General features: G+C 33.5%; 17 protein-coding genes. 10 read left to right on the top strand and 7 right to left on the bottom strand.

What is annotated here, in order from left to right; translation table 11 throughout:
* Positions 1-55: 55 nt before the first annotated feature.
* The 3 genes from NNL09_RS25830 to NNL09_RS25840 form a co-directional block, all read right to left on the bottom strand.
* Positions 56-985, bottom strand: coding sequence for a dihydrodipicolinate synthase family protein (locus tag NNL09_RS25830; RefSeq protein ID WP_025667831.1), 930 nt, complete (start codon positions 983-985; stop codon positions 56-58).
* A 259-nt stretch (positions 986-1,244) separates the two neighbouring features.
* Complete coding sequence (locus NNL09_RS25835) at positions 1,245-2,681, bottom strand: SusD/RagB family nutrient-binding outer membrane lipoprotein (RefSeq protein WP_196911972.1); 1,437 nt, start codon at positions 2,679-2,681, stop codon at positions 1,245-1,247.
* A gap of 4 nt (positions 2,682-2,685) precedes the next feature.
* Positions 2,686-5,895, bottom strand: coding sequence for a SusC/RagA family TonB-linked outer membrane protein (locus NNL09_RS25840; RefSeq protein WP_196911973.1), 3,210 nt, complete (start codon positions 5,893-5,895; stop codon positions 2,686-2,688).
* A gap of 974 nt (positions 5,896-6,869) precedes the next feature.
* On the opposite strand from NNL09_RS25840, the gene NNL09_RS25845 reads away from it, so the two are divergent.
* Genes NNL09_RS25845 through NNL09_RS25855 form a run of 3 tightly spaced genes read left to right on the top strand, consistent with a single transcriptional unit; the run spans position 6,870 to position 9,946 of the window.
* Positions 6,870-8,222 carry a basic secretory protein-like protein gene (locus NNL09_RS25845; protein WP_254514282.1) on the top strand — a complete coding sequence of 451 codons (1,353 nt, stop codon included), beginning with the start codon at positions 6,870-6,872 and terminating at the stop codon, positions 8,220-8,222.
* On the top strand, positions 8,176-9,603 hold the full coding sequence (locus NNL09_RS25850) for a basic secretory protein-like protein (protein ID WP_254514284.1): 1,428 nt from the start codon (positions 8,176-8,178) through the stop codon (positions 9,601-9,603). Before NNL09_RS25845 ends, NNL09_RS25850 begins: the two co-directional genes overlap by 47 nt.
* On the top strand, positions 9,578-9,946 hold the full coding sequence (locus NNL09_RS25855) for a T9SS type A sorting domain-containing protein (protein WP_254514285.1): 369 nt from the start codon (positions 9,578-9,580) through the stop codon (positions 9,944-9,946). The genes NNL09_RS25850 and NNL09_RS25855 overlap by 26 nt, the downstream gene beginning before the upstream one ends.
* 71 nt (positions 9,947-10,017) lie before the next feature.
* On the opposite strand, the gene NNL09_RS25860 is transcribed toward NNL09_RS25855, so the two are convergent.
* Positions 10,018-10,473 carry an Lrp/AsnC family transcriptional regulator gene (locus NNL09_RS25860; RefSeq protein ID WP_231389287.1) on the bottom strand — a complete coding sequence of 152 codons (456 nt, stop codon included), beginning with the start codon at positions 10,471-10,473 and terminating at the stop codon, positions 10,018-10,020.
* A gap of 489 nt (positions 10,474-10,962) precedes the next feature.
* Between NNL09_RS25860 and NNL09_RS25865 the strand changes: the two genes are divergently transcribed.
* The 7 genes from NNL09_RS25865 (at position 10,963) to NNL09_RS25895 (ending at position 25,039) form a co-directional block, all read left to right on the top strand.
* Positions 10,963-14,118 carry a TonB-dependent receptor gene (locus NNL09_RS25865; protein ID WP_196911975.1) on the top strand — a complete coding sequence of 1,052 codons (3,156 nt, stop codon included), beginning with the start codon at positions 10,963-10,965 and terminating at the stop codon, positions 14,116-14,118.
* Positions 14,119-14,226: 108 nt separating this feature from the next.
* On the top strand, positions 14,227-15,903 hold the full coding sequence (locus tag NNL09_RS25870) for a RagB/SusD family nutrient uptake outer membrane protein (RefSeq protein ID WP_196911976.1): 1,677 nt from the start codon (positions 14,227-14,229) through the stop codon (positions 15,901-15,903).
* 162 nt (positions 15,904-16,065) lie between these two features.
* On the top strand, positions 16,066-19,065 hold the full coding sequence (locus NNL09_RS25875) for a GH92 family glycosyl hydrolase (RefSeq protein ID WP_196911977.1): 3,000 nt from the start codon (positions 16,066-16,068) through the stop codon (positions 19,063-19,065).
* 77 nt (positions 19,066-19,142) lie between these two features.
* A complete protein-coding gene (locus NNL09_RS25880; protein WP_196911978.1) occupies positions 19,143-20,051 on the top strand; it encodes an ROK family protein in 909 nt (302 codons plus the stop codon).
* Positions 20,052-20,145: 94 nt separating this feature from the next.
* On the top strand, positions 20,146-21,444 hold the full coding sequence (locus NNL09_RS25885; RefSeq protein WP_196911979.1) for a sugar MFS transporter: 1,299 nt from the start codon (positions 20,146-20,148) through the stop codon (positions 21,442-21,444).
* 70 nt (positions 21,445-21,514) lie between these two features.
* Entirely contained in the window at positions 21,515-23,857 is a 2,343-nt protein-coding gene (locus NNL09_RS25890) for a GH92 family glycosyl hydrolase (RefSeq protein WP_196911980.1), read from the top strand.
* A 270-nt stretch (positions 23,858-24,127) separates the two neighbouring features.
* A complete protein-coding gene (locus tag NNL09_RS25895; RefSeq protein WP_025667897.1) occupies positions 24,128-25,039 on the top strand; it encodes an ROK family protein in 912 nt (303 codons plus the stop codon).
* A gap of 49 nt (positions 25,040-25,088) precedes the next feature.
* Here the strand turns inward: NNL09_RS25895 and NNL09_RS25900 are convergent, their stop codons facing one another.
* The 3 genes from NNL09_RS25900 to NNL09_RS25910 form a co-directional block, all read right to left on the bottom strand.
* The gene (locus NNL09_RS25900; RefSeq protein WP_196911981.1) at positions 25,089-25,484 is read right to left on the bottom strand and encodes a rhodanese-like domain-containing protein; all 396 of its coding nucleotides are present in this window, start codon (positions 25,482-25,484) and stop codon (positions 25,089-25,091) included.
* Between the two features lie 11 nt (positions 25,485-25,495).
* On the bottom strand, positions 25,496-25,813 hold the full coding sequence (locus tag NNL09_RS25905) for a rhodanese-like domain-containing protein (RefSeq protein WP_025667895.1): 318 nt from the start codon (positions 25,811-25,813) through the stop codon (positions 25,496-25,498).
* 118 nt (positions 25,814-25,931) lie between these two features.
* Positions 25,932-26,558 carry a thioredoxin family protein gene (locus tag NNL09_RS25910; protein WP_196911982.1) on the bottom strand — a complete coding sequence of 209 codons (627 nt, stop codon included), beginning with the start codon at positions 26,556-26,558 and terminating at the stop codon, positions 25,932-25,934.

The raw sequence follows: 26,558 nt of genomic DNA on the forward strand, positions 1-26,558 counted from the left end.
ATGAATTAATAATAAAATTGATTAAAGTAAAAACAAGATATTTGGGGCAAAAAATCTAACTCACTACAGCATTTAGTTCTTTATACTCTGGTAAAGCAGGTCTTGTTTTTAATCCATTTTCAATAATGCTAAGAACGTTTTTTCGTTCTTCACCAATAAGTGGTAATCTTGGCGCACGTACATTTTCGGTACCGATTCCGGTAGCTACTTCTGCTAGCTTAATATTTTGTACTAGTTTTGCATTGATATCTAATTCTAACAAAGGCAAAAACCATCTATATATCTCAAGTGCTTCTTTAATTCGTCCTGCTTTTTGTAATTCGTAAATAGCAACGGTTTCTGCAGGAAAAGCATCTACAAGTCCGGCAACCCAACCATCTGCTCCCATTAAAAGACTCTCTAAGGCCAAAGTATCAACACCAGAAAGAATTTTTAGGCGATTACCAAATCTATTTTTGATTCTTGTAATATTAGATATATCTCTTGTAGATTCTTTTACAGCTTGTATATTATCCATTTCTAATAACTCTTCAAACATATCCAGAGTTACTTCAATTTTATAATCTACAGGATTATTATACACCATAATTGGTAGCTCTGTACTTTTAGCTACTTCTTTAAAATATACTACTGTTTCGCGATCTCCAGCTTTGTAACGCATTGGGGGTAGCATCATTAATCCCTGAGCTCCGTCTTCTTTAGCTTTTGCAGCTGCATCAATTGCATTTTTGGTCGTTTGCTCTGCAATGTTCATGATTACAGGAACTCTGCCATTAACAATGTCAACCGTCTTTTTTACCAAAATTCTTTTTTCCGTATCACTTAAGGTACTAGCCTCTCCCAGAGTTCCTCCCAGAATAATTCCGTGAACTCCAGCTTCTAGTTGGGCATTGATATTGACTTCAAACATATCAAGGTCTAAAGTATCCTCATTAGTGAATTTAGTTGTTACTGCTGGCATTACGCCTTTCCAATTTATAGCCATAATTGTGGTTTAATATTTCGGGTCAAATATACCATGAATTTAAGGTGTAAAGTACCTAGAAATTATCCATGTATAATACTAAATTAACTTATACAATGTTAAATATTGATTTTTTTGATTAATATCCATTCAGGTAGTAGAAAAAGGAAACGGTACTTTACTATTGTTTTATAAACAAAATTCCCTCTTAATTGATCAGATTAGACTGTCTATTAAGAGGGAAAGGACTATCACAAATTAAAAATGAGTTCTATATCTCTTAATTCACATCCCAGAATATTTTGGTACTTAATTCATCTCCTCCAATATTTGAAGCAGCGTTTGTCACATTTGTACCATTAGTGTTATATTCTCTAATAGGGTATTTTATTCTTCTCGGGACAGGATTACCTTCTGAGCTATCATTTAAATTAGGAAAACCTAATCTTCTATAACTCGACCATCCTTCGAAACCTCTATTATAAAAAGCGATCCACTGTTGAGTTCCTATTTTTTGTCTATAGTTTCCAGTTGCAGTTGTATAAGCTACATCTGCTTGCCCTAGATAGGTTGTTGCATCACCAGATGAACCTCCCCAATATGTAATAGATGCTGTAATAGCATTATTATAATGATTTTCTGCATCTGCCGGAGATCCAACCAAAGAACGTTCTGCAGCTTCTGCCAATAAAAATTCTACTTCTGCATAATCAAGTAACAACCCTTCTAAATCAGGTTGATGAAAAGCAGTACCAATGTGGGTAAAATCATCAAATGTATTAAGGTTTCCTAGTATTCCTCCTACATAAGGAGTTAGGTTGTTATCAAAATAAGCAGATTGTCTTGGATCATTAATCGGTTGCATAATATCTACTATTGCTTCTGCAACAACATAATCTTCTCTACCACTATTTACAAGAGTTTCCCATATTGGATTTGTATTAGGTGTTGTCGATTCGTAGCTCAATGAAGCATTATCGTTATTAGATGTAAATACTCCAGAGTTAACTGCCTCTGTTGCTAGTGTTCCTGCTTGATTAGAATCTACATCGGCAATCCTAAGTGCTAAACGTAACTTTAAAGAATTTGCAAATTTCGCCCATTTAGAGACATCTCCTTGATACATCAAATCTGAATCACCAAATGATTGTCCGGAAGCATTAAGGTTGCTAATAGCAGTATTTAGCTGATTTATAATATTAGTATAAATATTCTGATCATTATCATAAACTGGGTTTAAGATATTTTCATCTAAAGACAGGGCTTCAGAGTAAGGAACATCTCCAAAAAGATCTACCAAGACATGAAAGGTATATGCTTTCAAAATTTCGATAATTGCTAATCTATTTTGCTTATCTATTTCGGTAAAACCGAATATTTCTTCTTCGGGAATTAATCGAGCCGCTTCGTTAAGGTCACTTAGAACATCTCTATAAAGTGTATTCCAATAATTTTGTGGAAAACTCTTAAGATCTTGAAAATTAGTTTCTGGACCTATAAAACCTGTACCCGCCCAATATTGCGCATAAAATTTCAAATGATTATCAAAAATACTTTGAGTCACCATTTGGTCAACCAAATTTCGTTGTCCATTAGTAAATAATGTTGACGAAGGAACGTCAGAAATCTGTTTATCGCTCACATTAAGATCATCTACCTTACAGGAAAAGATCATAAACAAGCAGAATAGTATGGTTAAAATTTTACTATTTTTCATTTTTTTAGAATTTTACTTTTAGGTTAAAACCATATTCTTTAGATGTGGGATATGCAGAAGATTGAAACCCTTGTAAGTTACCTGCACTTAATCCTGCTTCTGGATCAGAATATGGGATGTTTTTGTCAATAATCCATAAGTTTCTACCAATTAGAGAAACCACTACATCATTAACAGGTAGGTTATCTAATAATTTTGATGGTAGTGAATAAGAGAATATCACTTCTCTTAATTTTACAAAAGAAGCATCATAAACATCTTGTTCATCTGTTGATCTGTAATAAATAAATGGGCTATCAAAACTATTTACCGGAGTTCTCACTGTATTAGGAGTCCCATCTTCTCTAACACCAGGAGCAATTATCCCTCCTCCATCGGCAACAGCATCTCTTATAGGGTTACCTAAATCATTAAGTCCTGCAGTTTCAGGAAATATTCCGGTAGCATATCCATATGTATGATCAAGAGAATAGATATCCCCTCCTTTTTGCATATCAATTAAGAAACTAAGCGAAGCGTTTTTATATCTGAACATATTATTGATTCCTCCATTCCAATCTGGAATTATGTTACCAATCACTCCATTTTCTTCGTTAGTCACGTAGTATCCGTTTTCATCAACAACTCGCTGGCCATTAAGATATTTAAAACTAGATCCTCTAATCGTACCATAAGGTTCTCCTACAGTGGCATTAATAGAAACATCTTCTTGTAATGTTCCTGATAAACTTAAATTATCAATTCCATCCAATAATGAAACTACTTCACTTTTATAGGTACTCCAGTTTACATTGATATTCCATTCAAAGTTTTCGGTTTTAATTGGAGTTCCAAAAAGACTAACTTCATATCCTTTATTCTCTATTTCACCAGCATTTACAATTTTTGAATTAAATCCTGTAGAAGTAGATATATCTAATGGAAGAATTTGATCTTTACTATTTGTTTGATATGCTGTTATATCAAATCCAAATCTATTTTTAAAAAACTTCATTTCTAATCCTGCTTCATAACTTATAACGGTTTCATGCTTAAGTGTAGGATTGTTTTTATTATTTGGTAATGAGAAAAGCGATTGTCCTGCAAAACCATTAACAAAAGTATATACATCGTCTACAAGAAGTACTCCAGCACTATTACCCACTTCGGCATAGTTCAACCTCAATTTTCCGAAATTTAACCAATCACTTGTAAAGAGGTTAGAAAAAAGAAAACTAGTAGAAATTGATGGGTAATTAAATTGTCTTTTACCATCTGGTAATGTTGATGATCGATCTATCCTGTAGGTTGCATCTAAGAATAATATATCATCATAACCAAATGATGCACTAGCATAATACCCGTTAACCCCCATACTAGATTTTCTTTCTATAGGTGGTGCAATTGGGTTTACCGAATTGGATAAAGAGTAAAATCCAAAAGTATTAAGTCCTCCATTGGTTTCTGCAAAAATAGAACTTCTATTCGTTCTAGTAAGGTTCATTCCTAGTAGTCCTTTAAAATTAAGTTTTTCAGTAATATCAAAATTAAAGTTCCCTATCATGTCGTAGTTCATTTCTCTAAAAAACCCATTAAATCTGTTATACTCAGATGGATTAAAACTAGAAACGTTTACTCTTTCTTCTCTTATTTCATCAAACCTATCCATAGTCACTCTTGCCAAAACATCAAACCAATCATTCACTTTATATGTTAAAGCTACATTTCCAAAGACACGATCTCTGCCATCAGTTTGATAATTTTCGTATAATGTCCAATATGGATTATCCCAATATTGTGGTCTTGGCGCATAAGGATCGTCACCTGTACGTGCCGATGATCGTATATTCCAAGTAGCATTTCTTCTTAATCTAAAATACGCATCTCTCTGCTCTCTTAAGTCAACATTTGTTTGGTACCATTGTCGCAATCCAGGCAAAACACTATTTTCGTCATATCCTGTTGCAAATCTACCTCGCCCACTATTTTTGGTATACGTAACCTTTGCTCTGGCTGTGACTTTATCTGTCAACTTATAACTTCCGCCAAAATCTACTGTTTGCCTTTTAATTAAACTGTTGGGTAAAATCCCTGTTTGTTCTACATTGGTAAATCCTAACCTAAAATCTCCTTTGTCTGAAGCACCATCAACACTAATATTGGTTGATTGTAATAAACCTGTCTGAAAAATAGAAGTAGGGTCATTTTTTGCTGCTACCCAAGGTGTAGGAGTACGATAATTAGGATTTTCTGGAAAAAAAGCTCCCCATTGATATACTGAGAGATTAGGATCAAATCTTGGTCCCCAAGAAGCATCGCCTCCTGTATCTACAACATTATCTAAAATACCATCTCCATCTACATCTTCCTGTACAAAAGAAGCTCCATAACCTCCTCCGTATTCTTTTTGGTATCTCGCAAATGTCTTAGGATCAAATTTACTAAATGTAGTATTTGAATTAATTGTTATCCCTAACCCTTTGTTTTTAGTTCCTTTTTTTGTCGTGATTATAATTACTCCGTTTCCTGCTCTAGATCCATATAAGGCAGAAGCAGCAGCTCCTTTTAAAACGTTTATAGTTTCTATATCATCTGGATTTATATCTGACGCAGCATTACCATAATCATATCCTCCTCTACCAGCTGTCGAGTTTCTAGAATTGTTAATTCTATTACTAATAGGAGTACCATCAATTACAAATAAAGGTTGATTATTACCGGTTAAAGAAGAATATCCCCTGATAATTACATTTGTTGAACCCCCGAAGTTATTATTTCTGGAAACAGTAACCCCAGCAAGTTTACCAGACAATGAATTCACAAAGTTTACACCTTTAGCTTTGCTAATATCTTCTGATTCTATCTGTTGAGTTGCATATCCCAAAGATTTTTTAGACCTACTTATACCAAGAGCTGTTACTACAATTTCATCTAGTGAAGTAGCATCTTGATACATAATCATATTGATTGTAGCCTCATTTCCTACCAGTTTTTCTTCTGTTTTAAAACCCAGATAAGAAAAAATAAGTGTTTGACCTGCTTCTACCTGTAAAGAGTAATTACCATCAAAATCAGACAATGCGCCAATTGATGTTCCCTTGACTAGAATATTTACTCCAGGAAGAGGAATCCCAGAATCCTCTGTTATTTTACCGGATACTGTTTTTTCTTGTGCAAAACTTATTGTACAAAAAATCAGCATGAGTATAACCGAAAGATTAATTTTTGTGTTCATTAGTTTGTTTTATTAAATTTTAAAATTACTTGACGGATCTTCTGGCGTTTTCCCAAGTGCCTGATCCATAATTTTGTAGAAAGGTTTAAGGCTTAGAAATACTGTTATAATTAACTTTTAAAATGTTATTTCTACCTGCCTTTTCTTAGTAACCTCCTTTATAATGTCTTAGAAAGAAGGGTATGGGATTTTAGTTTTGTTTACGATTTTTGTAAAGTTTAGCTTCCAAGCTCTTATCGAAAAAAGCCTTGAGAACTGATTTGTGTCTACTTTTTTTTCCATATTATTTTAAGATTGATTATTTCGAAGCGAAATATATCTTAGAGTTATGGTATTACCATCATTTGGATTAATAAAGTATTATATATGGATATTTTAGTACTAATCTTTACATATTTTTCTTTGATTTTAACAAACTAATGAAGATTATACAATCACTAAAAACCCTAAAATTAGATGCAGATTCTTATGGATAGTACAAGAAGAAAATACTGTTCTAAATAAAATAAACGAATACGTTTCTGAAGAATGTTCTGCCATATTTAGGAGATAACAGATACTATATCATAACATATTATACGCATAGTATAATCAAGTGTTTATCTTCTATTTTGTTAAAAAACAACCCCGATTTACTTCTTGCATAAAGTAGCATGATGCAATTTTTAGATTGGCCAAAATTGTCTAAAAAAAACACCAATCCAAAAGCTATATGTATCGATAATCCTAAGAAAGTACTTTTATATTCTATACTTATCCTATAGAGATGTTATTTTTTTGGCATAAAAAACACTTCACAAAATGAACATATCTTCTTTTAAAAAGAAAAAAGACTAAAAAAAACTAAAAAAGAATAAAAATCACTGAAATTAAGCGTGAAAAATGAAAACATACCTCAATACTGTAATTTTATTGCAACTAACATTTATTAGTTTTTACAAAAAAAATACTAATAAAAAAACACAAACTTCACAATGAAAAATTACAAAAAACACATGCTTTGGATAGGCATGTTATCAACAATGGTATTTGTATTCAAAATGAGTGCACAACCTCTACATCAAACTGCAAATAATGAAAATAATACCTTTTCTTCTCAAAGTAAGCAAACCTGTATTTGGGGGAATGATTTTCTTACTCCAAGAGTAGAATTTAGAGATTTTGATGGATCAACTGTTGGATCACAAGTATTTAACCAGGTGATCCCTAATGCAGAGAATTACATGAAACAACGTTGCCTGGATGTAGCTAAAATCTTGTATCGTAATTCTGCTGATGCTCCCAAATTTAGGTTGTTAAAATTCAACTTGAAAAATGAAGATTTTGTAGCTCATAAATTTGGAGATGGTGATCAAATGACCATAGAAGTGAGCACACAACATCTGGCAAAAATCTATAGAGATTCGGGTAACAATTCACAGGTTATAAAAGATGAAATCGATGGAATTCTATTTCACGAAGTAACTCATGGCTACAATTACTCCCCTTCTACAGGAGGAACATATGATGGGTCTTCTCCTTTTTGGGCTTATACAGAAGGGATAGCAGATGGGGTAAGGATATATGCAGGGTTTCATCAAACCAGAACTCCAGATGTAAATAATTCCAGAAAATGGCTAGGTGGATATACTACAACAGGCTTTTTCCTACAGTATGTTACTCAAAAATATGACAAGAATTTTATCTATAAATTTAATAAAGCTGCAAAAGACTTAGGAAACTCATGGTCTTTTGATAATGCTTTTAAAGATATCCTTGGAAAAGGTGTAGAAACGGTATGGGATGAATACAAAAACTATATCAATAATGGTAATACTCTTGATTACGACGGTGATTACCCATGGAACCTGGATTGCGGTGGCAGTAATGGAGATCTAATCGACATTACTAATGATGGCGGAACAGTTTCTAGTCAATACAATGATTCCCCATCTAACGAAGGTATATCAAAACTAATCGACAATACTATCAATTCGAAATACCTAACCTTTAATGCATCTGCATGGGTACAGTATAAAGCCAGTACATCTTATATTTTGTCTTCTTACACTTTATCTTCTGCAAATGATGCTCCAGAGAGAGATCCAAAAAACTGGACTTTACAAGGATCTACAAATGGAAATTCCTGGCAAAATATCGATCAAAGATCTAATCAAGATTTTCCGAACAGACATCAAAAAAGAAGTTTTACAGTTAACACTTCTACCGCTTACAAATATTACCGATTATCGATGGCCAATAATAGCGGTACCATTTTACAGGTTGCAGAAGTCGAATTATTTGGAAAAGAAAAAAAACACACAACAACTTCCTATAGCCGATTTTAAGGCTAATAAAACCAACATAAAAGAAGAAGAAAGTATATCCTATACCAATTCTTCTACAGATGCTACTTCATATAATTGGACATTTGATGGAGGTAGCCCTTCTAGTAGTACACAAACTAATCCTGTAGTGACGTATAATAGAGCTGGAACCTATTCGGTAACCCTAAAAGTAATAAATAGAGATGGTTCGGATACTAAAATTAAATCTGAGTACATCACTGTATCTTCAAAAAATGATGGTGGAGAAATTATTGACATCACTAATGATGGGGGAACTATTTCTGATCAACATAATAATTCACCATCTTATGAGGATATATCTAAATTGATTGATAACAATCCTAATTCTAAGTTTTTAACTTTTAATGCTTCTGCATGGGTACAATATATAGCAACCAAAAATTATACATTATCTTCATACACAATAACTTCTGGAAACGATGCGCCAGAAAGAGATCCTAAGAGTTGGACTTTGCAAGGATCTACAAACGGAAGTTCCTGGCAAAATATTGATCAAAGATCTAATCAAAATTTCCCGAATAGAAATCAGAAAAGAACTTTTCAGGTAAGCACTACCTCTTCTTACAACTATTATCGATTATCTATGAGAAACAATAGCGGAACCATCCTACAAGCATCTGAAATCGAATTGTTTGGAAAAGGAGGTTCTACTGATGGAGGTTCTTGCTCATGGGGGAATGATTTTCTTACTCCAAGAGTAGAATTTAGAGATTTTGATGGATCAACTGTCGGATCACAAATATTTAACCAGGTGATCCCTAATGCAGAAAACTACATGAAACAACGTTGCCTGGATGTAGCTAAAATCTTGTATCGTAATTCTGCTGATGCTCCCAAATTTAGGTTGTTAAAATTCAACTTGAAAAATGAAGATTTTGTAGCTCATAAATTTGGAGATGGTGATCAAATGACCATAGAAGTGAGCACACAACATCTGGCAAAAATCTATAGAGATTCGGGTAACAATTCACAGGTTATAAAAGATGAAATCGATGGAATTCTATTTCACGAAGTAACTCATGGCTATAATTACTCCCCTACTACAGGAGGAACATATGATGGGTCTTCTCCTTTTTGGGCTTATACAGAAGGTATAGCAGATGGGGTAAGGATATATGCGGGGTTTCATCAAACCAGAAACCCAGATGTAAATAATTCCAGAAAATGGCTGGGTGGCTATACTACAACAGGCTTTTTCCTACAGTATGTTACTCAAAAATATGACAAGAATTTTATCTATAAATTTAATAAAGCTGCAAAAGACTTAGGAAACTCATGGTCTTTTGATAATGCTTTTAAAGATATCCTTGGAAAAGGTGTAGAAACGGTATGGAATGAATACAAAAAACTATATCAATAATGGTAACACTCTTGATTACGACGGTGATTACCCATGGAATCTGGATTGCGGTAGTAACAATCGAAGCAATCTTCAAACAGTAGAAAACAAAAATCCTGAAAGCGCATTCAATTTAAAGTCATATCCTAATCCAGTAAAAGATAAATTGCTTTTTGTAAAACCACAAAACTTAAAAAACACCTCTTTACTTTTTGAAATTTATGATACCCAAGGCGCTCTAATTTTTACAGAAAAAACTTCAGGCAACGAACTAAGCCTTGATCATTTAGAAAGCAAAATGTATTTTATAATTGTAAAACAATATGGAAAAACCATATATAGAAATAGATTTATAAAGCGCTAACACCGGTTTATACTATACCATAGTTAATTAGAATTGTAAAAACACCTGTACTTTACTGTGCAGGTGTTTTTTTATAAATAATATTCTGAAGTATGCTTAATCACCTTTAAAGAAAAAGTGGTATTCAGGACTCCGATATTATCAATTTTTGATAATTTAGAACGCATAAACTCATGATATTCTTCTAAGCTTGGCATATTTATTTTTAGCAAAAAGTCTACCTGTCCTGCCATATGAAAGCACTCTTGAACTTCTTTCAAATTTTTTATTTGATTTTCAAACTTATCAATAAATGATTCTCCATGAGATTGTAGAGACACCTGGCAAAATGCTGTAATGGGCAAACCAACCATATTTTTATTCACAATTGCAACATATTTTTCTATATACCCTTTACTTTCTAAACGTTTTATCCTCTCATATATAGGAGAAACAGTTAAGTTTAAAAGATTCGCTATTTCCTTCGCAGTTTTTTTAGAATCTCTTTGAAGGATACGCAAAATAGTTTTGTCTGTGTTATCTAACATTTCCATATTATTTATACAATTACACTATTCAGATAAAAATACTTTTATTTTATAATAATAAAGCTTTTTTTATTACAATAATACATTTATCCAATCTATTTAACCAAATATACTCATATTTAAGAAACAAATCATAAAATCTAATTATAAGTGAATTTTCTATCAAATTAACATTTTAAATACATTAAATCAACTTAAAAACACACATACACTTACTTTTATCAAAAAATGAGTAGAATTTTAACACGAAAAAAAACTTAATAGCGTAGTAATATATATTATAAAAAGATAAAAAAACTTCATAAATTAATTTTTACCATAAAAATCACTAATATTTATATCAAAATACAAATATTAGTCTTCATATTATAAATTTGAAAACAATAATCCTCTTAAACATAACGCATTGTTAATCTTTTAGAAACGCCAATTGATTAAGAGTTTATTAGAGAAATCAGCAGTCAAATTATTAACTAAACCAATTTTAATATGAAGAATAAATTAGGATATCTATTTTTTGTGCTTACCTTCATGTCATTTGCCAATATGGTTACCGCCCAGGAAATTACAATTACTGGAAAAGTAGCAGATAATACGGGAATGTTATTACCAGGGGTAAACATTATTATAAAAGACTCTTCTACAGGAACACAAACCGATTTTGACGGAAACTATTCATTAACAGCCTCATCAGGAGATACATTGTTATTTAGTTATCTGGGAATGGAAACTCAAAGTATTACGGTGTCAGATTCGGGAGTACACAACATCACTATGCAAGAGAGTTCTAATCAACTAGAAGAAATTGTAGTTACCGGGTATTCAAAACAATCGGTAAGAAATATAACTGGATCTGTTACCGTAATCAAAGCAGAAGATCTAGCCGCTACTACTCCTGTCGATATTGAGCAATCTTTGCAAGGATTAGCCTCAGGAGTTACTGTAGGTTCTGAAGGAGGCCCCGGAGGATCTGCAATGGTAAGAATACGAGGGTTTGGAACAATCAATAACAATGACCCTCTTTATGTAATTGATGGTACACCAACAACTACCGGAATTAACCAGCTAAATCCAGCAGATATTGAATCTATGCAAATACTAAAAGATGCATCCTCTTCTGCTATTTATGGATTTAGAGCTGCTAATGGGGTAATCCTTATCACCACCAAAGGAGGTAAGTATAATAGCAAGACTAAGTTTACATTTAATACAAGTCTAGGAGTTGACAACATTGCAAAATCTGCTTTTCCGGATTTATTATCTCCTCAGGAGACTGCAAATGTTATTTGGACCCGTTTTAATAACGATGGCTTTGCTCCTTCTCACCCTCAATATGGTAACGGAAGTACCCCTGTATTACCAAATTATCTAACCCCTGCTGGAGCAGATTCAGCAGATCTATCTACATATGATGCCCAAACTAATAAGATTACCAGAGCAAATAAACAAGGTACAGATTGGTTTGATGAATATTTTAATGATGCTTTTGTTCAAAATTATAATCTGGGATTATCCGGAGGGTCTGAAAATGCAAAATTTCATGTCGGAATGGGTGCACTAAAACAAGAAGGTGTAGCCTTACATACTTTCTACAACAGATATGTATTAAGAGCAAATTCAGAATTTAAAATAACTGATAATTTCAGAATAGGAGAATCGTTTAACCTTTCTTATTCTGACCGAGTTGGTTCTGTTGGAAATCAATCTACCGGAGGGGATATTTCTTTCTTATATAGAGCACAACCTATCATTCCTGTATACGATATTGCAGGTAATTATGCCGGCCCTCAAAGTCCGGGATTAGGTAATGGCATTAACCCTGTAGCCAGTGCAACCCGAAACAAAAACAACCTGCAAAGAAGCTACAGAACAATTGGTAATGCATATGCAGAGCTAGACTTTTTAAACGATTTTACTTTTAAAACTAACATAGGACTGGATTACAACAATAACAACAGCTCGTTTTATGTTTTTCTTAATCCAGAAGTTGCAGAGCCAAATTCTGTTAATCGATTAATAGAAAGTAACGATTATACCATCTCTTCTACATGGTATAACACACTTAGTTATTCTAAAAATATAGGAAACCATTCTATTAATGCAATGTTAGGAACAGAATCTAATAAAACACAAAGAAAATTCCTGAGTGCTTCAAGAACTGATTTCTTTACCGACGAACTAGATTATAGATATTTGGATAGAGGAACCGGTTCTAGAGATAATAATGGTAGCGGGATTAAAAGTGGATACTTCTCTAGCTTCGGAAAAGTAGATTACAGCTACAACGATAAGTATTTATTATCATTTTCTCTACGAAGAGATGCTACTTCAAAATTTGCTCAAAACAAAAGATCAGATTATTTCCCTTCATATAGTGCCGCATGGAGAATATCTAGCGAAAATTTCATGAAGAGTCTATCATTTATCAATGATCTTAAAATAAAAGCTGGATACGGAGAACTAGGAAACGAAAGCATTCCTCAAGGTAGAATATTTAGTCAATATATTAATAATGATAACAGTAATTATGATATAGGAGGAAACAATTCTAATGTCACACCCGGATATAGTTTATTCATATTTGGAAACCCAGATTTGGAGTGGGAAACAACAACAACAAAGAATATCGGAATTGATGGCGCTTTATTTGATCGAAAATTAACATTCAGCTTTGAATACTACAATGCATTAACAAAAAAATTATTAGTTCAGGATCAAGCCAATGTAACTCTCATAGGTCTTGCCCAGGCTAAATACATCAATGCAGGATCTGTAGAAAACAAAGGATTTGATTTTTCACTGGGATATAGTGATCAGATTAATGAAAATCTAAAGTACTACGCTTCAATAAATGTTTCTACTTATAAAAACACAGTAAAAGAATTAGGAAACAATCCAAATTATTTCTTAGAAGGAAATTTAGCACGAGAAACCAGACCTTCTAGAACACAAGCTGACCATCCAATTGCTTCATTTCATGGTTTTATTATTGATGGTATTATCCAAAACGACGCAGAACTTGCAGCTACTGGTGATTACCTGGGAAAAGAGATAGGAACATTTAAGTATAGAGATGTTAATAATGACGGAGTGATTAATGATGATGATAGAGATTTTATAGGAAATCCTCATCCTGATTTTACCTATAGTTTTAATTTGGGGGCAGAATACAAAAATATTGACTTTGGAATATTCTTTCAGGGAAGCCAAGGAAACGATATTTATAATTTCACTAAATTCTTTACAGATTACAACAGTTTTCCTGGAGCAAAAAGTAGAAATTATCTAAATTCCTGGAGCCCCTCTAATACAGGTGCTACTTTACCTAGACTTTCTAATAACCCTGCAGAACACTATTCTAGTGCTAGTAATTATTATATAGAGGATGGATCATACCTTCGTCTTAAAAATATTCAATTAGGATACAGCTTACCAGAACGATTAACATCTAAACTAAAGATTTCGAAATTAAGGTTTTTTGTACAAGCCAAAAACCTATACACCTGGACAAAATACTCTGGATTAGATCCTGAAATCAACTTACAACAATATGGCGGCGATTCTGTAAATCTGGATATCGGTATTGATAGAGGTGCATACCCTGTAGCGAGAACCTTTATACTAGGTGTTAATCTTGCTTTATAAATAAAAAACGAGGTAAAATTGAGCATAGGCAAACAAATGAAGATGAAACCAATGATGATCTCTTATTGCTCATTCTACACAATAATCAAAAAAATCAAATATAAACAGATGAAAAAAATAATCTTATTTGTATTCGTTACGTTACTAGTGATTTCTTGCGAGAAAGAACTAGACATTGAACCACAAGGATCTCTCGTTGAAGGAGTAATAGAATTTAATAAAGAATGGGTCGACCAACAACTTATCAGCGCCTACGCTATTTTGGATGGGAATCCTGGTTATTTCTGGGCACCAGCATCTAACTGGGCTCTTGGAGATGTAGCCTCTGATGATTTTCATAAAGGTTCGTCTATAGATGATCAGCCTCAATTGAATGATGTTGAGCGTTTCTCTTCGGGAACAACAAACATTTATCTATCCAGAAAATGGGAATCTTTATTTGAAGGTATTTCCAGAACAAATCAAACGATAGAATCAATTACCAAAGCTATAGAAAAAGGCACTCTAGAAGAAGATTTAACAGTTCTGGGTGCAGAAGCACGTTTCCTAAGAGCACATTATCATATGGATGCAAAAAAAATATGGAACAATATACCTTTTATGAAAGAAGGACTAACCACTACTCCATCTAATGATACCGATATCTGGCCACAAATAGAAGAAGATTTAACATATGCAATAAATAATCTTCCCGAAAGCCAGGATGATGCTGGTAGAGCCACCTCATGGATAGCTAAAGCATATCTGGCAAAAGCACATATGTTTCAAAATGATTATGCCGCAGCAAGGCCAATTTTAGATAATATTATTAATGAAGGACCGTTTCAATTGGTTCCTAATTATCATGATAATTTTAATGCTGAAAAAGACAATAATTCAGAATCTGTATTTGCTGTTCAAAACTCTGTAAATGACGGAGGAGATGGGTTTATTAATGGTAATAGGGGTAATAGATTAAACCACCCATATGCTCCTGATGCTCCTGGCGGAGGATGTTGCGGTTTTTTTCAACCTAGCCAAAATTTAGTGAATGCATTTAAAACCGATGCTAATGGATTACCATTATTAGATGCTTTTAATGACTCTGATATCACCAATGATCAAGGAATCACATCTGATCAACCTTTTACACCATATACTGGTAACCTAGATCCAAGATTAGACTGGACAGTAGGTAGAAGAGGTATAGAATATTTAGGTTGGGGGATTATGCCCGGATCGAGATGGACACGTGATCAATCTAACGGAGGGCCGTATGTTGGTAAGAAACATGAAATATTAAAATCTCAAGAAGGCTCAATGTCTGCTGCTGGATTGCCGCAATACAATGCGATTAACACACCATTAATAAGATATTCTGATGTATTATTATGGAGAGCAGAAGTATATGCTCAGGATGGTCAATTAACAGATGCCATGAATCTTGTAAACAGAATAAGAGCTAGAGCTGCAAATCCCGATGGATTTGTTAAAAACCCCGACGGAACACCAGCTGCAAACTATGTAATTAATGAATACACATCGTTTCCTGATCAGGAATATGCCATTAAAGCGGTTCGTTTTGAAAGAAGATTAGAATTAGCCTCAGAAGGACATCGATTTTTTGACCTGGTACGTTGGGGGGTAGCTCCGCAGGTATTAAACAAATATATTAGTGAAGAATCTTCAAAACGTGTTTACCTTAACGGAGCAAGTTTTACCCAGGGAAAAAGCGAATACTATCCCATTCCTCTCGATGCAATAAACTCTTCTGGAGGAGCTTTAAAACAAAATTCCGGATATTAATTATAAACCAAGTTCTACTAATAGATTTGTTTCATTAGTTATTTTTTGTTTTAGATTGTAAAGACAGAATCATTCATACAGATTCTGTCTTTCACATGTTAATTCATCATACATTTTTAACACCCAATGTAATTCAACCACGAAGTTCAAAATAAATGAATTATGAAATTGTTTATGCTTAGAAGAATACTCCTAACCCTTATGATTGCAGGATTAGGGATCCATTGTACAAATAAAGAAGAAGTAAGAAATCCGGCAGATTATGTAGATGTTTTTATCGGAACAAAATCACCCGGACATACATTTCCTGGCCCTATGCTTCCTTTCGGGATGGTACAATTAAGCCCTGATACCAGAAATGATCACACCAGCTGGCCGGCCTGTGCAGGATATGATTATACAGACACTTCTATTATAGGGTTTACCCATACGCACTTATCAGGAACAGGAGTTCCCGATTTAGGTGATATTTTACTCATGCCTACAACCGGAGAAGTACAATTTCAAGCAGGTACTCCAGAAAATCCTGATACCGGATATCGTTCTAGATATACTCACCAAAATGAGTTTGCCGAACCTGGATATTACTCTGTTATTCTGGATGATTATAATATAAAGACAGAATTAACAACCACAAAACGGGTCGGAGTACATCGATACACATATCCAGAAGCAGAAAAAACAAGTATCATTGTCGACCTAGAACATCGTGATCCGGTAATAGAAGCAACATTCGAGATCATAAGCAAAACAGAAATTGCTGGATATCGAAGATCAAAGGCATGGGCCGGTAACCAACGCCAGTATTTTGTGGCACAATTTTCTAAACCTATCGCGTCCTATCAAATTCTTACTGGAGAAAAAACAGCAACTACAGGTACCAAATTTAACAACAAGAAAATAATAGCAGCTCTTAATTTTGACAGTGCAGGAGATCAGGTTATCGCGAAAGTAGCATTATCTGCGGTAAGTATTGATGGTGCCAGGAAAAACCTAAAAAAAGAATTACCACATTGGAACTTTGATAAGATTAGAAAAGAAGCAAAAAAAACCTGGAATACTTCGCTAAGTAAAATAGCAATATCCGATAGTAACGAAGATAAAAAAGAAATATTCTACACCGCTTTATACCATAGTCTTTTGACCCCTAATTTGTATAATGATATTGATGGTCAATACCGAGGAATGGATGACAACATACATACCGCAAAAGGGTTTAATAATTATACGGTTTTCTCTCTTTGGGACACATTTAGAGGTCTGCACCCATTATTAACAATTATAGAGCCAGATGTAACCCGAGATATCGTTGTTACTCTACAAAAAAAACACGAACAATACGGTGAAATCCCCATGTGGGAATTGGCAGCAAATGATACAAGGTGTATGATAGGATATCACGGAGTTTCGGTTATGGCAGATGCATACTTAAAAGGAATAACAGATGTGAATGCCGAAAAAGTATTAACTGCCATGATAGAAAGTTCTAATGTAAAAAAAAGAGGCATTAACTACTATACCGAATTAGGTTTTGTACCCTCAAACAAAAGCAGTCAATCCGTTTCTAAAACGTTAGAATATGCATATGATGATTGGTGTATTGCACAAATGGCCAAAGCGTTAAACAAAACAGATATCTATAATGAATACTCTCGAAGAGCTCAATTTTTTGTTAATCTATATGATCAGCAAACGGGATTCATGAGACCTCGATATTCTAATAGAAAGTGGTATGAAGATTTTAATCCTACATCTGTCGAAAAAACGTATAATTTTAATTTCACCGAAGGAAATTCATATCAATACAGCCTGTTTGTTCCTCATGATATAGCAAGCGTAATTGATTTAGTTGGAGGTGACACTAATTTTAATCAATGGCTAGACAACCTTTTCTCTAAAAATTTTGATGAAGAAATTAGCGAAGATTCTGATGTTTCTGGATTGCTAGGTCAATATTCTCATGGAAACGAACCCAGCCATCACCTCGCTTACTTATATAACTATGCCGGTAAGCCCTGGAAATCACAGCAAACTATTCACAAAATATTAAACGAAATGTATACTTCTGAACCTGATGGGCTCTGCGGAAATGATGATTGCGGACAAATGTCTGCATGGTATGTATTAAGCAGTTTAGGGTTTTACTCTGTTACACCGGGGGCTTCAGAATATGTTATTGGAAGCCCATCTTTTGAAAAGGCCGAAATTCACCTCGATAACGGAAAAACTTTTACAATAAGAGCTCATAATGCCAGTGAAAAAAACATCCATTTTTCATCCTTGAAACTTAATGGCAAAGAATATCCTAACACATATCTAAAACACGAAGATATTCTAAAAGGAGGGGAATTAGTTTTTGAAATGACAGATATTCCCAATAAAGATTGGGGTATTGATCCATCAAACAGACCACTATCAGATACAAAAAAAACAGTGCATATACCCTATCTAAAATCTGATCATACCACATTTTTAGACACCAAAACAATCGTTTTAGGTTGTGATACAGAAAATGCTAATATATATTATACAGTTGACGGTAGTGAACCCACAGAAAATAGTATACCCTACAACTCTCCTTTCGAGGTGAAAAAATCTACAGAACTAAAAATCAAAGCTTTCAAAAATGATTTAATATCTAGTTATACAACAACATTATTTTTAGAGAAACTAGAGAGTATAGATCCAAAGAAATTAAAGACCAAACTTAAAAACGGGCTTTCATATAAATATTATGAAGGTATTTTTCGATCTGTTTACGATTTTCTACAAGAAGATCCCATACAAAAAGGAGAAGTATCAACTATCAATATAGAACCCCGTTTACGAGATGAATGGATAGGTTTTGAATTTGATGGATTTATCAATATTCCTAAAAATGGCGTATATAATTTTGAAATTGCTGCAAATGATGGTGCCCAACTATTAATTGACGGCAAAGAATTGTTTGAAAGTGATGGAAGAAAATCATTTAGTTTTATTCAAAAAAACGATATAATTTTATCTAAGGGACTGCATAAATTTACTATACGATATTTTCAATGTTCAGATAATATCGGTCTAAAAACATTATGGAGTGGTCCTGATTTTGAGAAAATAGAAATTAACACTTCTCATCTTTATCATATCGTTGATCAAAATAAAAACAAATCTAATCCATAACTTTCGAAAAGATACTAAAAGTAGACTAACCATCGACAGCATACGTAACAACTAACAAACAAAACATAGAATAAAAAATGATATTAGGAGTAGATATAGGAGGTAGCCATATTACTGTAGCCCGCATTGACACCAAAAACCACAAAATACCAGATTCTAATTTAATTTCAATAAAAGTAGACAGCACCGCTCAAGCAAGTGAAATTATTGATCAATGGATTTATGCTTTACAAAAAAGCATAGATGCTCTTAACAACGAACCTCTTGAGGGAATATGCATTGCAATACCAGGTCCTTTTGATTATCATCAAGGAGTTTTTGCCTATAAAATGAAGAATAAATTCACCTCTCTCTTTGGTATAGATATTAAAGAAATAATTAGTAAACGATTAACATTATCAGACACTACGCCATTACGATTTTATAATGACGCTGCCTGTTTTGGTATAGGAGAATTCTGGAAAGGAAAACTTAAGTCTACAGAAAAAGCACTAGCCATAACTTTAGGTACCGGTTTTGGAGCTACCTTTTTATTGCAAGGACTCCCTATACTTTCTGGAGATGGTGTTCCCGAAAATGGTGAACTATACAATATTCCTTTTAAAAATGGAATAGCAGATGAGTATTTCTCTACCCGTTGGTTTATTAAAAAATATAAGGAAGCAACAGGGATTACCATACGTGGAGTAAAAGATCTAATTACCGATTCTAACTCCAATCCGTATACAGATCAAATATTTACTGAATTTTCTAGAAATTTAGCCACCTTCCTGTCTCCCTGGTTAAAAGAATATAATGCAGATGCTGTTGTAATTGGAGGAAATATATCTAAAGCATGGAATTCTTTTGCAGAGCACCTGAATACAGAACTAAAAAATCAGGGATGTACTACCAAAATATATCAAAGTGAATTAAAAGAAAAGGCTATTTTACTAGGTGGGGCGCGTCTGGTTAACAACATATTTTATGAGAGTCTCTGTTTTTAGAGTTATATAAACCGAGCATATTAGCAAAAGATTAAATTATAGTAACCAACAATATTAAAAGATAAAACAAATTATAATCTAAAAAAACACTATTTTGAAAAACAGTACAACATATAAAAGTGCTTTTATATTTTTAACTTCCTTATTCTTTTTATGGGGGTTTATAACAGTACTCGTCGATTCTCTAATCCCGAGACTTCGGGAAGTTTTTACTTTAAATTACTTTCAAGCTGGATTAGTTCAATTTGCGTTTTTTGGAGCCTATTTTTTATTATCAATCCCTTCTGGCTTTATTCTATCTAAGATTGGATATAAAAAAGGGATTATATTAGGCTTGTTAACTCTGGCAACAGGATGTTTATTATTTTATCCTGCTGCATCGTATCGCGAATTTAGTATTTTTATGTTAGCGTATTTTGTTGTGGCAAGTGGAATTACCATTCTACAAGTTGCTGCTAATCCATATGTAGCTGTATTAGGTTCTGAAGAAGGTGCTTCGAGCAGACTTAATCTGTCTCAGGCCTTTAATTCTTTAGGTACTACTATTGCTCCGGCTATTGGAGCTATGTTTATTTTAAGTGATAAAGTTAAAAACCCTCAGGAAATTGCTGCTTTAAATACCATAGACAAAGAGAGCTATTATATTTCTGAGGCCGCTGCAGTTCAATCTCCTTTCATAGGAATCGCCATATTTGTCGCCATCCTAGCCTTTATATTTATATTTATCAAACTTCCTAAGCTAATAAAAAGCAGCCCAAAAGGTGGGTATATAAAAGTTTTACAAAGTAGATCTTTGATGATGGGAGCTATTGGAATATTTGTATATGTTGGTGCCGAAGTTGCTATAGGTAGTTATCTAATCAATTATTTTTTGGATATGAATCTTGCTTCTCGAATCAAGGAGAGCACATTTATGAGGAGTATCTCTGAAGGGATTTTGGGATCAGATAGCCAAACACTAGACAATAAAGCAATAGTAGGTGCTTTTGTTACTTTTTATTGGAGTGGTGCTATGATTGGTCGGTTTATAGGAGCACATCTAACCAAAATTATAAAACCTGCAAAGGTTTTAAGTTTCTTTGCCATTGGAGCCATTTTACTGATTCTAATATCTATGTCAACATCTGGTTTTATAGCAATGTGGAGTATCCTGGCAGTAGGACTATTTAACTCTATTATGTTCCCAACTATATTTTCTTTATCTATAGAAGGATTAGATGACCTAAAACCACAAGCATCTGGTGTTTTATGCACTATGATCGTTGGTGGCGCAATAATCCCTCCCCTATTTGGATTACTTTCTGATCAAACAGGGTTTAAGACCGCGCTGACCCTTGTGTTAATCTGCTATATTTATATAGTCTTCTACGGTAGAAGAAAAGCTAATATTTAACATGTAAAAAATAAACCCTCATCACTCTATATACTAAAAACTTAAAAGTGAAAATAAAAATCATATCGTAATGAAATATCTATCAATTATAATAGCAGCGATACTTTGCTTTTCTTCATGCAAGAAAGATTCTACAAGTCCTGTAGTCGAGGATTCTGTACCAAAAACTATCAAAAAGACAGGTTTTACAAAATATGTCAATCCATTTATTGGTACCAGCAAAATGGGGCATACATATCCAGGAGCAACAGCACCATTCGGGATGGTACAGCTAAGTCCTCAAACGAATTTTGAAGTAATGTTTAATGAAGATGGTAGTTATAACAGAGAAACTTATGAATATTGTGCCGGATATCAACATAGAGACTCTACCATACTAGGTTTTTCTCACACCAATTTAAGTGGTACGGGGCACTCTGATCTAGGAGATTTTTTGGTAATGCCAACAACAGGGAATTTAGTACTCGATCCCATAAAAACAACCGATGGCTCTAAAGGATTTTATTCTACGTTCTCTCATGATCAAGAATATGCTTCGCCAGGGTATTATAGAGTAGAACTAAAGGATTATAATATTATGGCAGAACTTACCGCTACAGAACGTGTAGGGTTTCATCAATATACGTTCCCAGAAACAAAAGACGCACATATTATTTTGGATTTAGTTTATAATGTTTATCATCATGATGATAAAAACGTATGGACATTCTTACGAGTAGAAAATGATTCTTTAGTAACCGGGTATCGTCAAACCAAAGGTTGGGCAAGAACCAAAAAAGTATTTTTTGCTATGCAGTTCTCTAAGCCTTTTAGTAGTTATGGGCACAAAAAATACGATACTGTAAAATACGATGGATTCTATCGTCGTTTTGAACAGCAGGAAAATTTTCCTGAAATGGCAGGGAAAGACATTCGAGCATATTTTAATTTTGACACCAAAACCAACGAAAAAATCAATATCAAATTTGCATTATCCTCTGTTAGCACTAACGGAGCATTAAAAAATCTACAGTCTGAATTGCCTGGTTGGGATTTTGAGAAAACAAAACAGAAAACCGAGAATAAATGGAATAATGAATTATCAAAAATAGAAGTAAAAACAATTACCGAAGCAGACAAAACTACTTTTTATAGTGCCTTATACCACACTATGCTTAGTCCTATTATTTATGAAGATGTAGATGGTAGTTATCTTGGATTGGATCAAAACATACATACTTCCGAAAATTTTACAAACTACTCGATTTTCTCGTTATGGGATACGTATAGAGCCTTGCATCCATTGTTTAATATTACGCAACCCAGTCGTAATAATGACATGATCAAATCAATGCTTGCTCATCAAGAACAAAGTGTGCATCATATGTTACCAATCTGGAGTCATTATGCTAATGAAAACTGGTGCATGATAGGCTATCACGCAACTTCGGTAATAGCTGATGCTATCGCCAAAAATGTTGGAGATTTTGACAAAAACAAAGCTCTTTCTGCATCAGTGAGCACTGCCAACGTACCATATTTTGATGGTTTAGGAGATTATATCAAATATAAATATGTCCCCGATGACAAAAGCCACTCTTCGGTTTCTAAAACATTAGAATTAGCTTATAATGATTGGTGTATTGCACAGATTGCAAATAGTACTGGAGATAAGAAAACTACAGATCAATTTCTAAATAGATCAGAGTATTATAACAATGTATATGATCCCAAAATTGGATACATGCGTCCTAAATTATCTAATGGTGAATTTAGGAAAGAATTTGATCCTTTAGATACACACGGGCAAGGGTTTATTGAAGGAAACGCATGGAATTATGGTTTATATGTACCTCATCAACTGGAAAAAATGGTAAAAATGATGGGAGGAAACGAACGATTTAGTCAACATCTGGATTCTTTGTTTACTATGAAATTAGAAGACAAGTATATAGAAAAACACGAAGACATAACTCGAGACGGAATTATAGGTAATTATGTACATGGTAATGAACCAGGTCATCATATCCCTTATTTATATAACTGGACAGGGAAACCATATAAAACCCAAGAGCGCGTTCGTATGATTATGGATACTATGTATGGTCCTACGGTAGATGGATTGTGTGGTAATGATGATGCTGGGCAAATGAGTGCATGGTACATATTTAGTAGTTTAGGATTTTACCCGGTTACACCAGGATCCCCCAATTACGCAATAGGGAGTCCTCTGGTTAAAGAAGCGGTATTACATCTAGAAAATGGAAAAGATCTAACAATCATAGTAAAAAATCAAAGTAAAGATAATATCTACGTAAATCAGGTTACGGTAAATGGTAGAGTAATCAATAACACTACTCTTTCGCATAATGATATTATAAATGGTGGAGAAATTATTTTTGAAATGCAAAGCACTCCAAAGACTATACAATAATATTTATCATTATTTTTTTCATAGTATTAAATTTACATAATGTATAAGGTATTTTGTCAAATTTTATATAAGAATTAAGAAGGCAAGGTGGATACTATACTTTAGTAAAAAAATAAAAGAGACCCCAAGGCTTTGACTTGGGGTTTGCTATACAATACAATTTACAGAAAGAATAATTAATAATAATCAAAGCAAAAACTATTTTAAATTGTAATTTTAACGACTAGCTATTTTTTAGTTAGTATTACTTAAATAGACTATATATAACAAATGATATTAGGAGTAGATATTGGAGGTAATTATATTACTGTAGCCGGAATAGACACCAAAACAAACAAATTATCAGAAGCTAATCTAGTTTCTATTACTGTAGATAATACCGCTGAAGCTAATGAAATATTAGAACGATGGTTATTTGCAATACAGAAAGTTATAGATACTCTTGCAGATGACCCTCTAGAAGGAATTGGTATTGCTATACCCGGGCCATTTGATTATTATAATGGAATTTTTGCTTTTAAAATGAAACAAAAATACGCGTCTCTTTTTTGCACAAATATTAAAGAAATACTGAAGAAAAAATTGCAACTATCTGATGATATCCCTATACGATTTTATAATGATGCTGCTTGTTTTGGTATTGGTGAGGTATGGAAAGGAAAGCTTAAATCAATTCGAAGAGGATTAGGGATAATATTGGGGGCTGGTTTTGGAGCTTCTTTTCTGTTTCATGGACTTCCGATTCTTTCTGGCGATGGAATTCCTAAAGATGGAGAGCTGTACCACATCCCATATAAAGACGGGATTGCAGATGATTATTTTTCTACTCGATGGTTTATCAAAAGATATAAAGAGATTACAGACACAACAATTGATAATGTTAAAGAACTTACAGAAGCTTCCTTAGAAAATGATGTTGCTGTACAACAAGTTTTTAATGAGTTTTCAGAAAATCTAGCTGAATTTTTAAGTCCCTGGTTAAAATCTTACAATGCAGAAGCTATAGTTATCGGTGGCAACATTGCTAAAGCATGGCCCTTTTTTGCTAATGAGTTAGAGAAAAAAATAAATGCTCAAGATTGTCTTGTGAAAATACATAAAAGCGAACTTCAGGAAAAAGCTATATTATTAGGTAGTGCAAGATTGGTTAATGACACTTTCTATAAAGGGCTCGCTTTTTAATACAACACCTCGAATGTATAACTTTTAGATCAGTATAAAAGAATGGATTTTATTTGATTACTTTTTTCTTTTTAAACTTCCATTCGGTAATACCACCATCGAGATCATAGATTTTAGTAAATCCAGCTTTTTTCATATAGTTAGAGCATTTATTACTCCTTCCTCCACGGGCACAATATACAATTACAGGTTTTGTTTTATCGACTTTAGAAATTAGATCTTCAAAATTTTCATCTCTAAAATCAATATTTACAGCTCCTTCAATATACCCCTGGGCATACTCACCCGGCGTTCTTACATCGATAAGTTGTACTTTACCCATTTCTAATAGTTCATCCATTTCTTCAACAGTGATTACTTCTACTACAGCATCATCTTCGACCTGTTTACAATTAAGCAATACAGAAGCAATACAAATGACTATTAAAAATGATTTGATTTTCATAAAGTTGTATACTAATCTTCTACGATTTCGCCTTCCCAATTCATAAAACCACCTACCAAATTATATGTAGTCTCGAATCCCATTTGATTCATTAACATACATGCCTGGGCGCTACGTGCTCCAGAACGGCAGTATACATAGTAATTTTTAGTCTTATCCAGTTTTCCTAATTCATCAAGAAAACCTTGCCCCTGACGAATATCTACATTAAGCATATTAGGTATGTAACCGTCCTCTACTTCTTCTTCTGTTCGTACATCTAAAATTACTGCATTATTGTCATTAGCAATTTGCTCTTGCCATTCTTCTTGAGTGATATCTTCTGCCATTATAAAATGTGTTCTACTAAAATTGGACTTTTGTTTTTTTACTCCTTACAAATATAAAAAGTAGTTCATTAATTGTAGTAAAACTACACCTTCAATTTATTAAAAAATTAGAAAAATATTATGCTTTAATGCTACAACCTATAGCTTTTGTAACTTCTACAGGAACCTTTTCTCCTTTTAACAGGGCATTTACAGCATCTTCGACATATTTTTGATCGGCTGCCGATGCATCTTTATAATTATTATCAATAGCCCCTATATATCGAACAATATTACCCTGAGGTGTTTTCTCCAGAACATAGACATGAGGAGTCTTTGTAGCTCCATACTGAGGATATATTTTTTGTCCATCATCACACAAATACGGGAAAGTAAACCCTTTATCTTTTGCTCTTATTTGCATATTATCAAAACTATCATCTGGATAAGCCTTTGGGTTATTAGGGTTTATAGCCACAACGGGATATCCCTTTGTTTTAAAAGTAGCATCCAGCGCTATAATTCTATCTTCGTAAGCCACCGAGTACGGACAATGATTACATGTAAAAACCACAATAAATCCTTTGGCATCTTTATAGTCTTCTAAGGACACTAATGAATTGTCTACATTTTTAAGTTTAAAATCTGTAGCAACATCTCCAATCGAATATCCTTTATCAATTTTAGCACCAGATACTTTATCTAATGCAAATGCACTTATTGCTATTACAAAAGCTACTCCAACCAGAATCTTTAAAGTTTTCAT

The organism is Aquimarina sp. EL_43, assembly GCF_943422735.1.
Classification (GTDB): Bacteria; Bacteroidota; Bacteroidia; order Flavobacteriales; family Flavobacteriaceae; genus Aquimarina; species Aquimarina megaterium.

Excerpts from the sequence above, each read along its gene's own strand:
- NNL09_RS25835 (WP_196911972.1), bottom strand. The coding sequence starts at position 2,681 with ATGAAAAATAGTAAAATTTTAACCATACTATTCTGCTTGTTTATGATC.
- NNL09_RS25870 (WP_196911976.1), top strand. The coding sequence starts at position 14,227 with ATGAAAAAAATAATCTTATTTGTATTCGTTACGTTACTAGTGATTTCT.
- NNL09_RS25905 (WP_025667895.1), bottom strand. The coding sequence starts at position 25,813 with ATGGCAGAAGATATCACTCAAGAAGAATGGCAAGAGCAAATTGCTAAT.
- NNL09_RS25855 (WP_254514285.1), top strand. The coding sequence starts at position 9,578 with ATGAATACAAAAAACTATATCAATAATGGTAACACTCTTGATTACGAC.
- NNL09_RS25860 (WP_231389287.1), bottom strand. The coding sequence starts at position 10,473 with ATGTTAGATAACACAGACAAAACTATTTTGCGTATCCTTCAAAGAGAT.
- NNL09_RS25830 (WP_025667831.1), bottom strand. The coding sequence starts at position 985 with ATGGCTATAAATTGGAAAGGCGTAATGCCAGCAGTAACAACTAAATTC.
- NNL09_RS25840 (WP_196911973.1), bottom strand. The coding sequence starts at position 5,895 with ATGAACACAAAAATTAATCTTTCGGTTATACTCATGCTGATTTTTTGT.
- NNL09_RS25895 (WP_025667897.1), top strand. The coding sequence starts at position 24,128 with ATGATATTAGGAGTAGATATTGGAGGTAATTATATTACTGTAGCCGGA.
- NNL09_RS25880 (WP_196911978.1), top strand. The coding sequence starts at position 19,143 with ATGATATTAGGAGTAGATATAGGAGGTAGCCATATTACTGTAGCCCGC.
- NNL09_RS25910 (WP_196911982.1), bottom strand. The coding sequence starts at position 26,558 with ATGAAAACTTTAAAGATTCTGGTTGGAGTAGCTTTTGTAATAGCAATA.
- NNL09_RS25900 (WP_196911981.1), bottom strand. The coding sequence starts at position 25,484 with ATGAAAATCAAATCATTTTTAATAGTCATTTGTATTGCTTCTGTATTG.
- NNL09_RS25890 (WP_196911980.1), top strand. The coding sequence starts at position 21,515 with ATGAAATATCTATCAATTATAATAGCAGCGATACTTTGCTTTTCTTCA.
- NNL09_RS25845 (WP_254514282.1), top strand. The coding sequence starts at position 6,870 with ATGAAAAATTACAAAAAACACATGCTTTGGATAGGCATGTTATCAACA.
- NNL09_RS25875 (WP_196911977.1), top strand. The coding sequence starts at position 16,066 with ATGAAATTGTTTATGCTTAGAAGAATACTCCTAACCCTTATGATTGCA.
- NNL09_RS25865 (WP_196911975.1), top strand. The coding sequence starts at position 10,963 with ATGAAGAATAAATTAGGATATCTATTTTTTGTGCTTACCTTCATGTCA.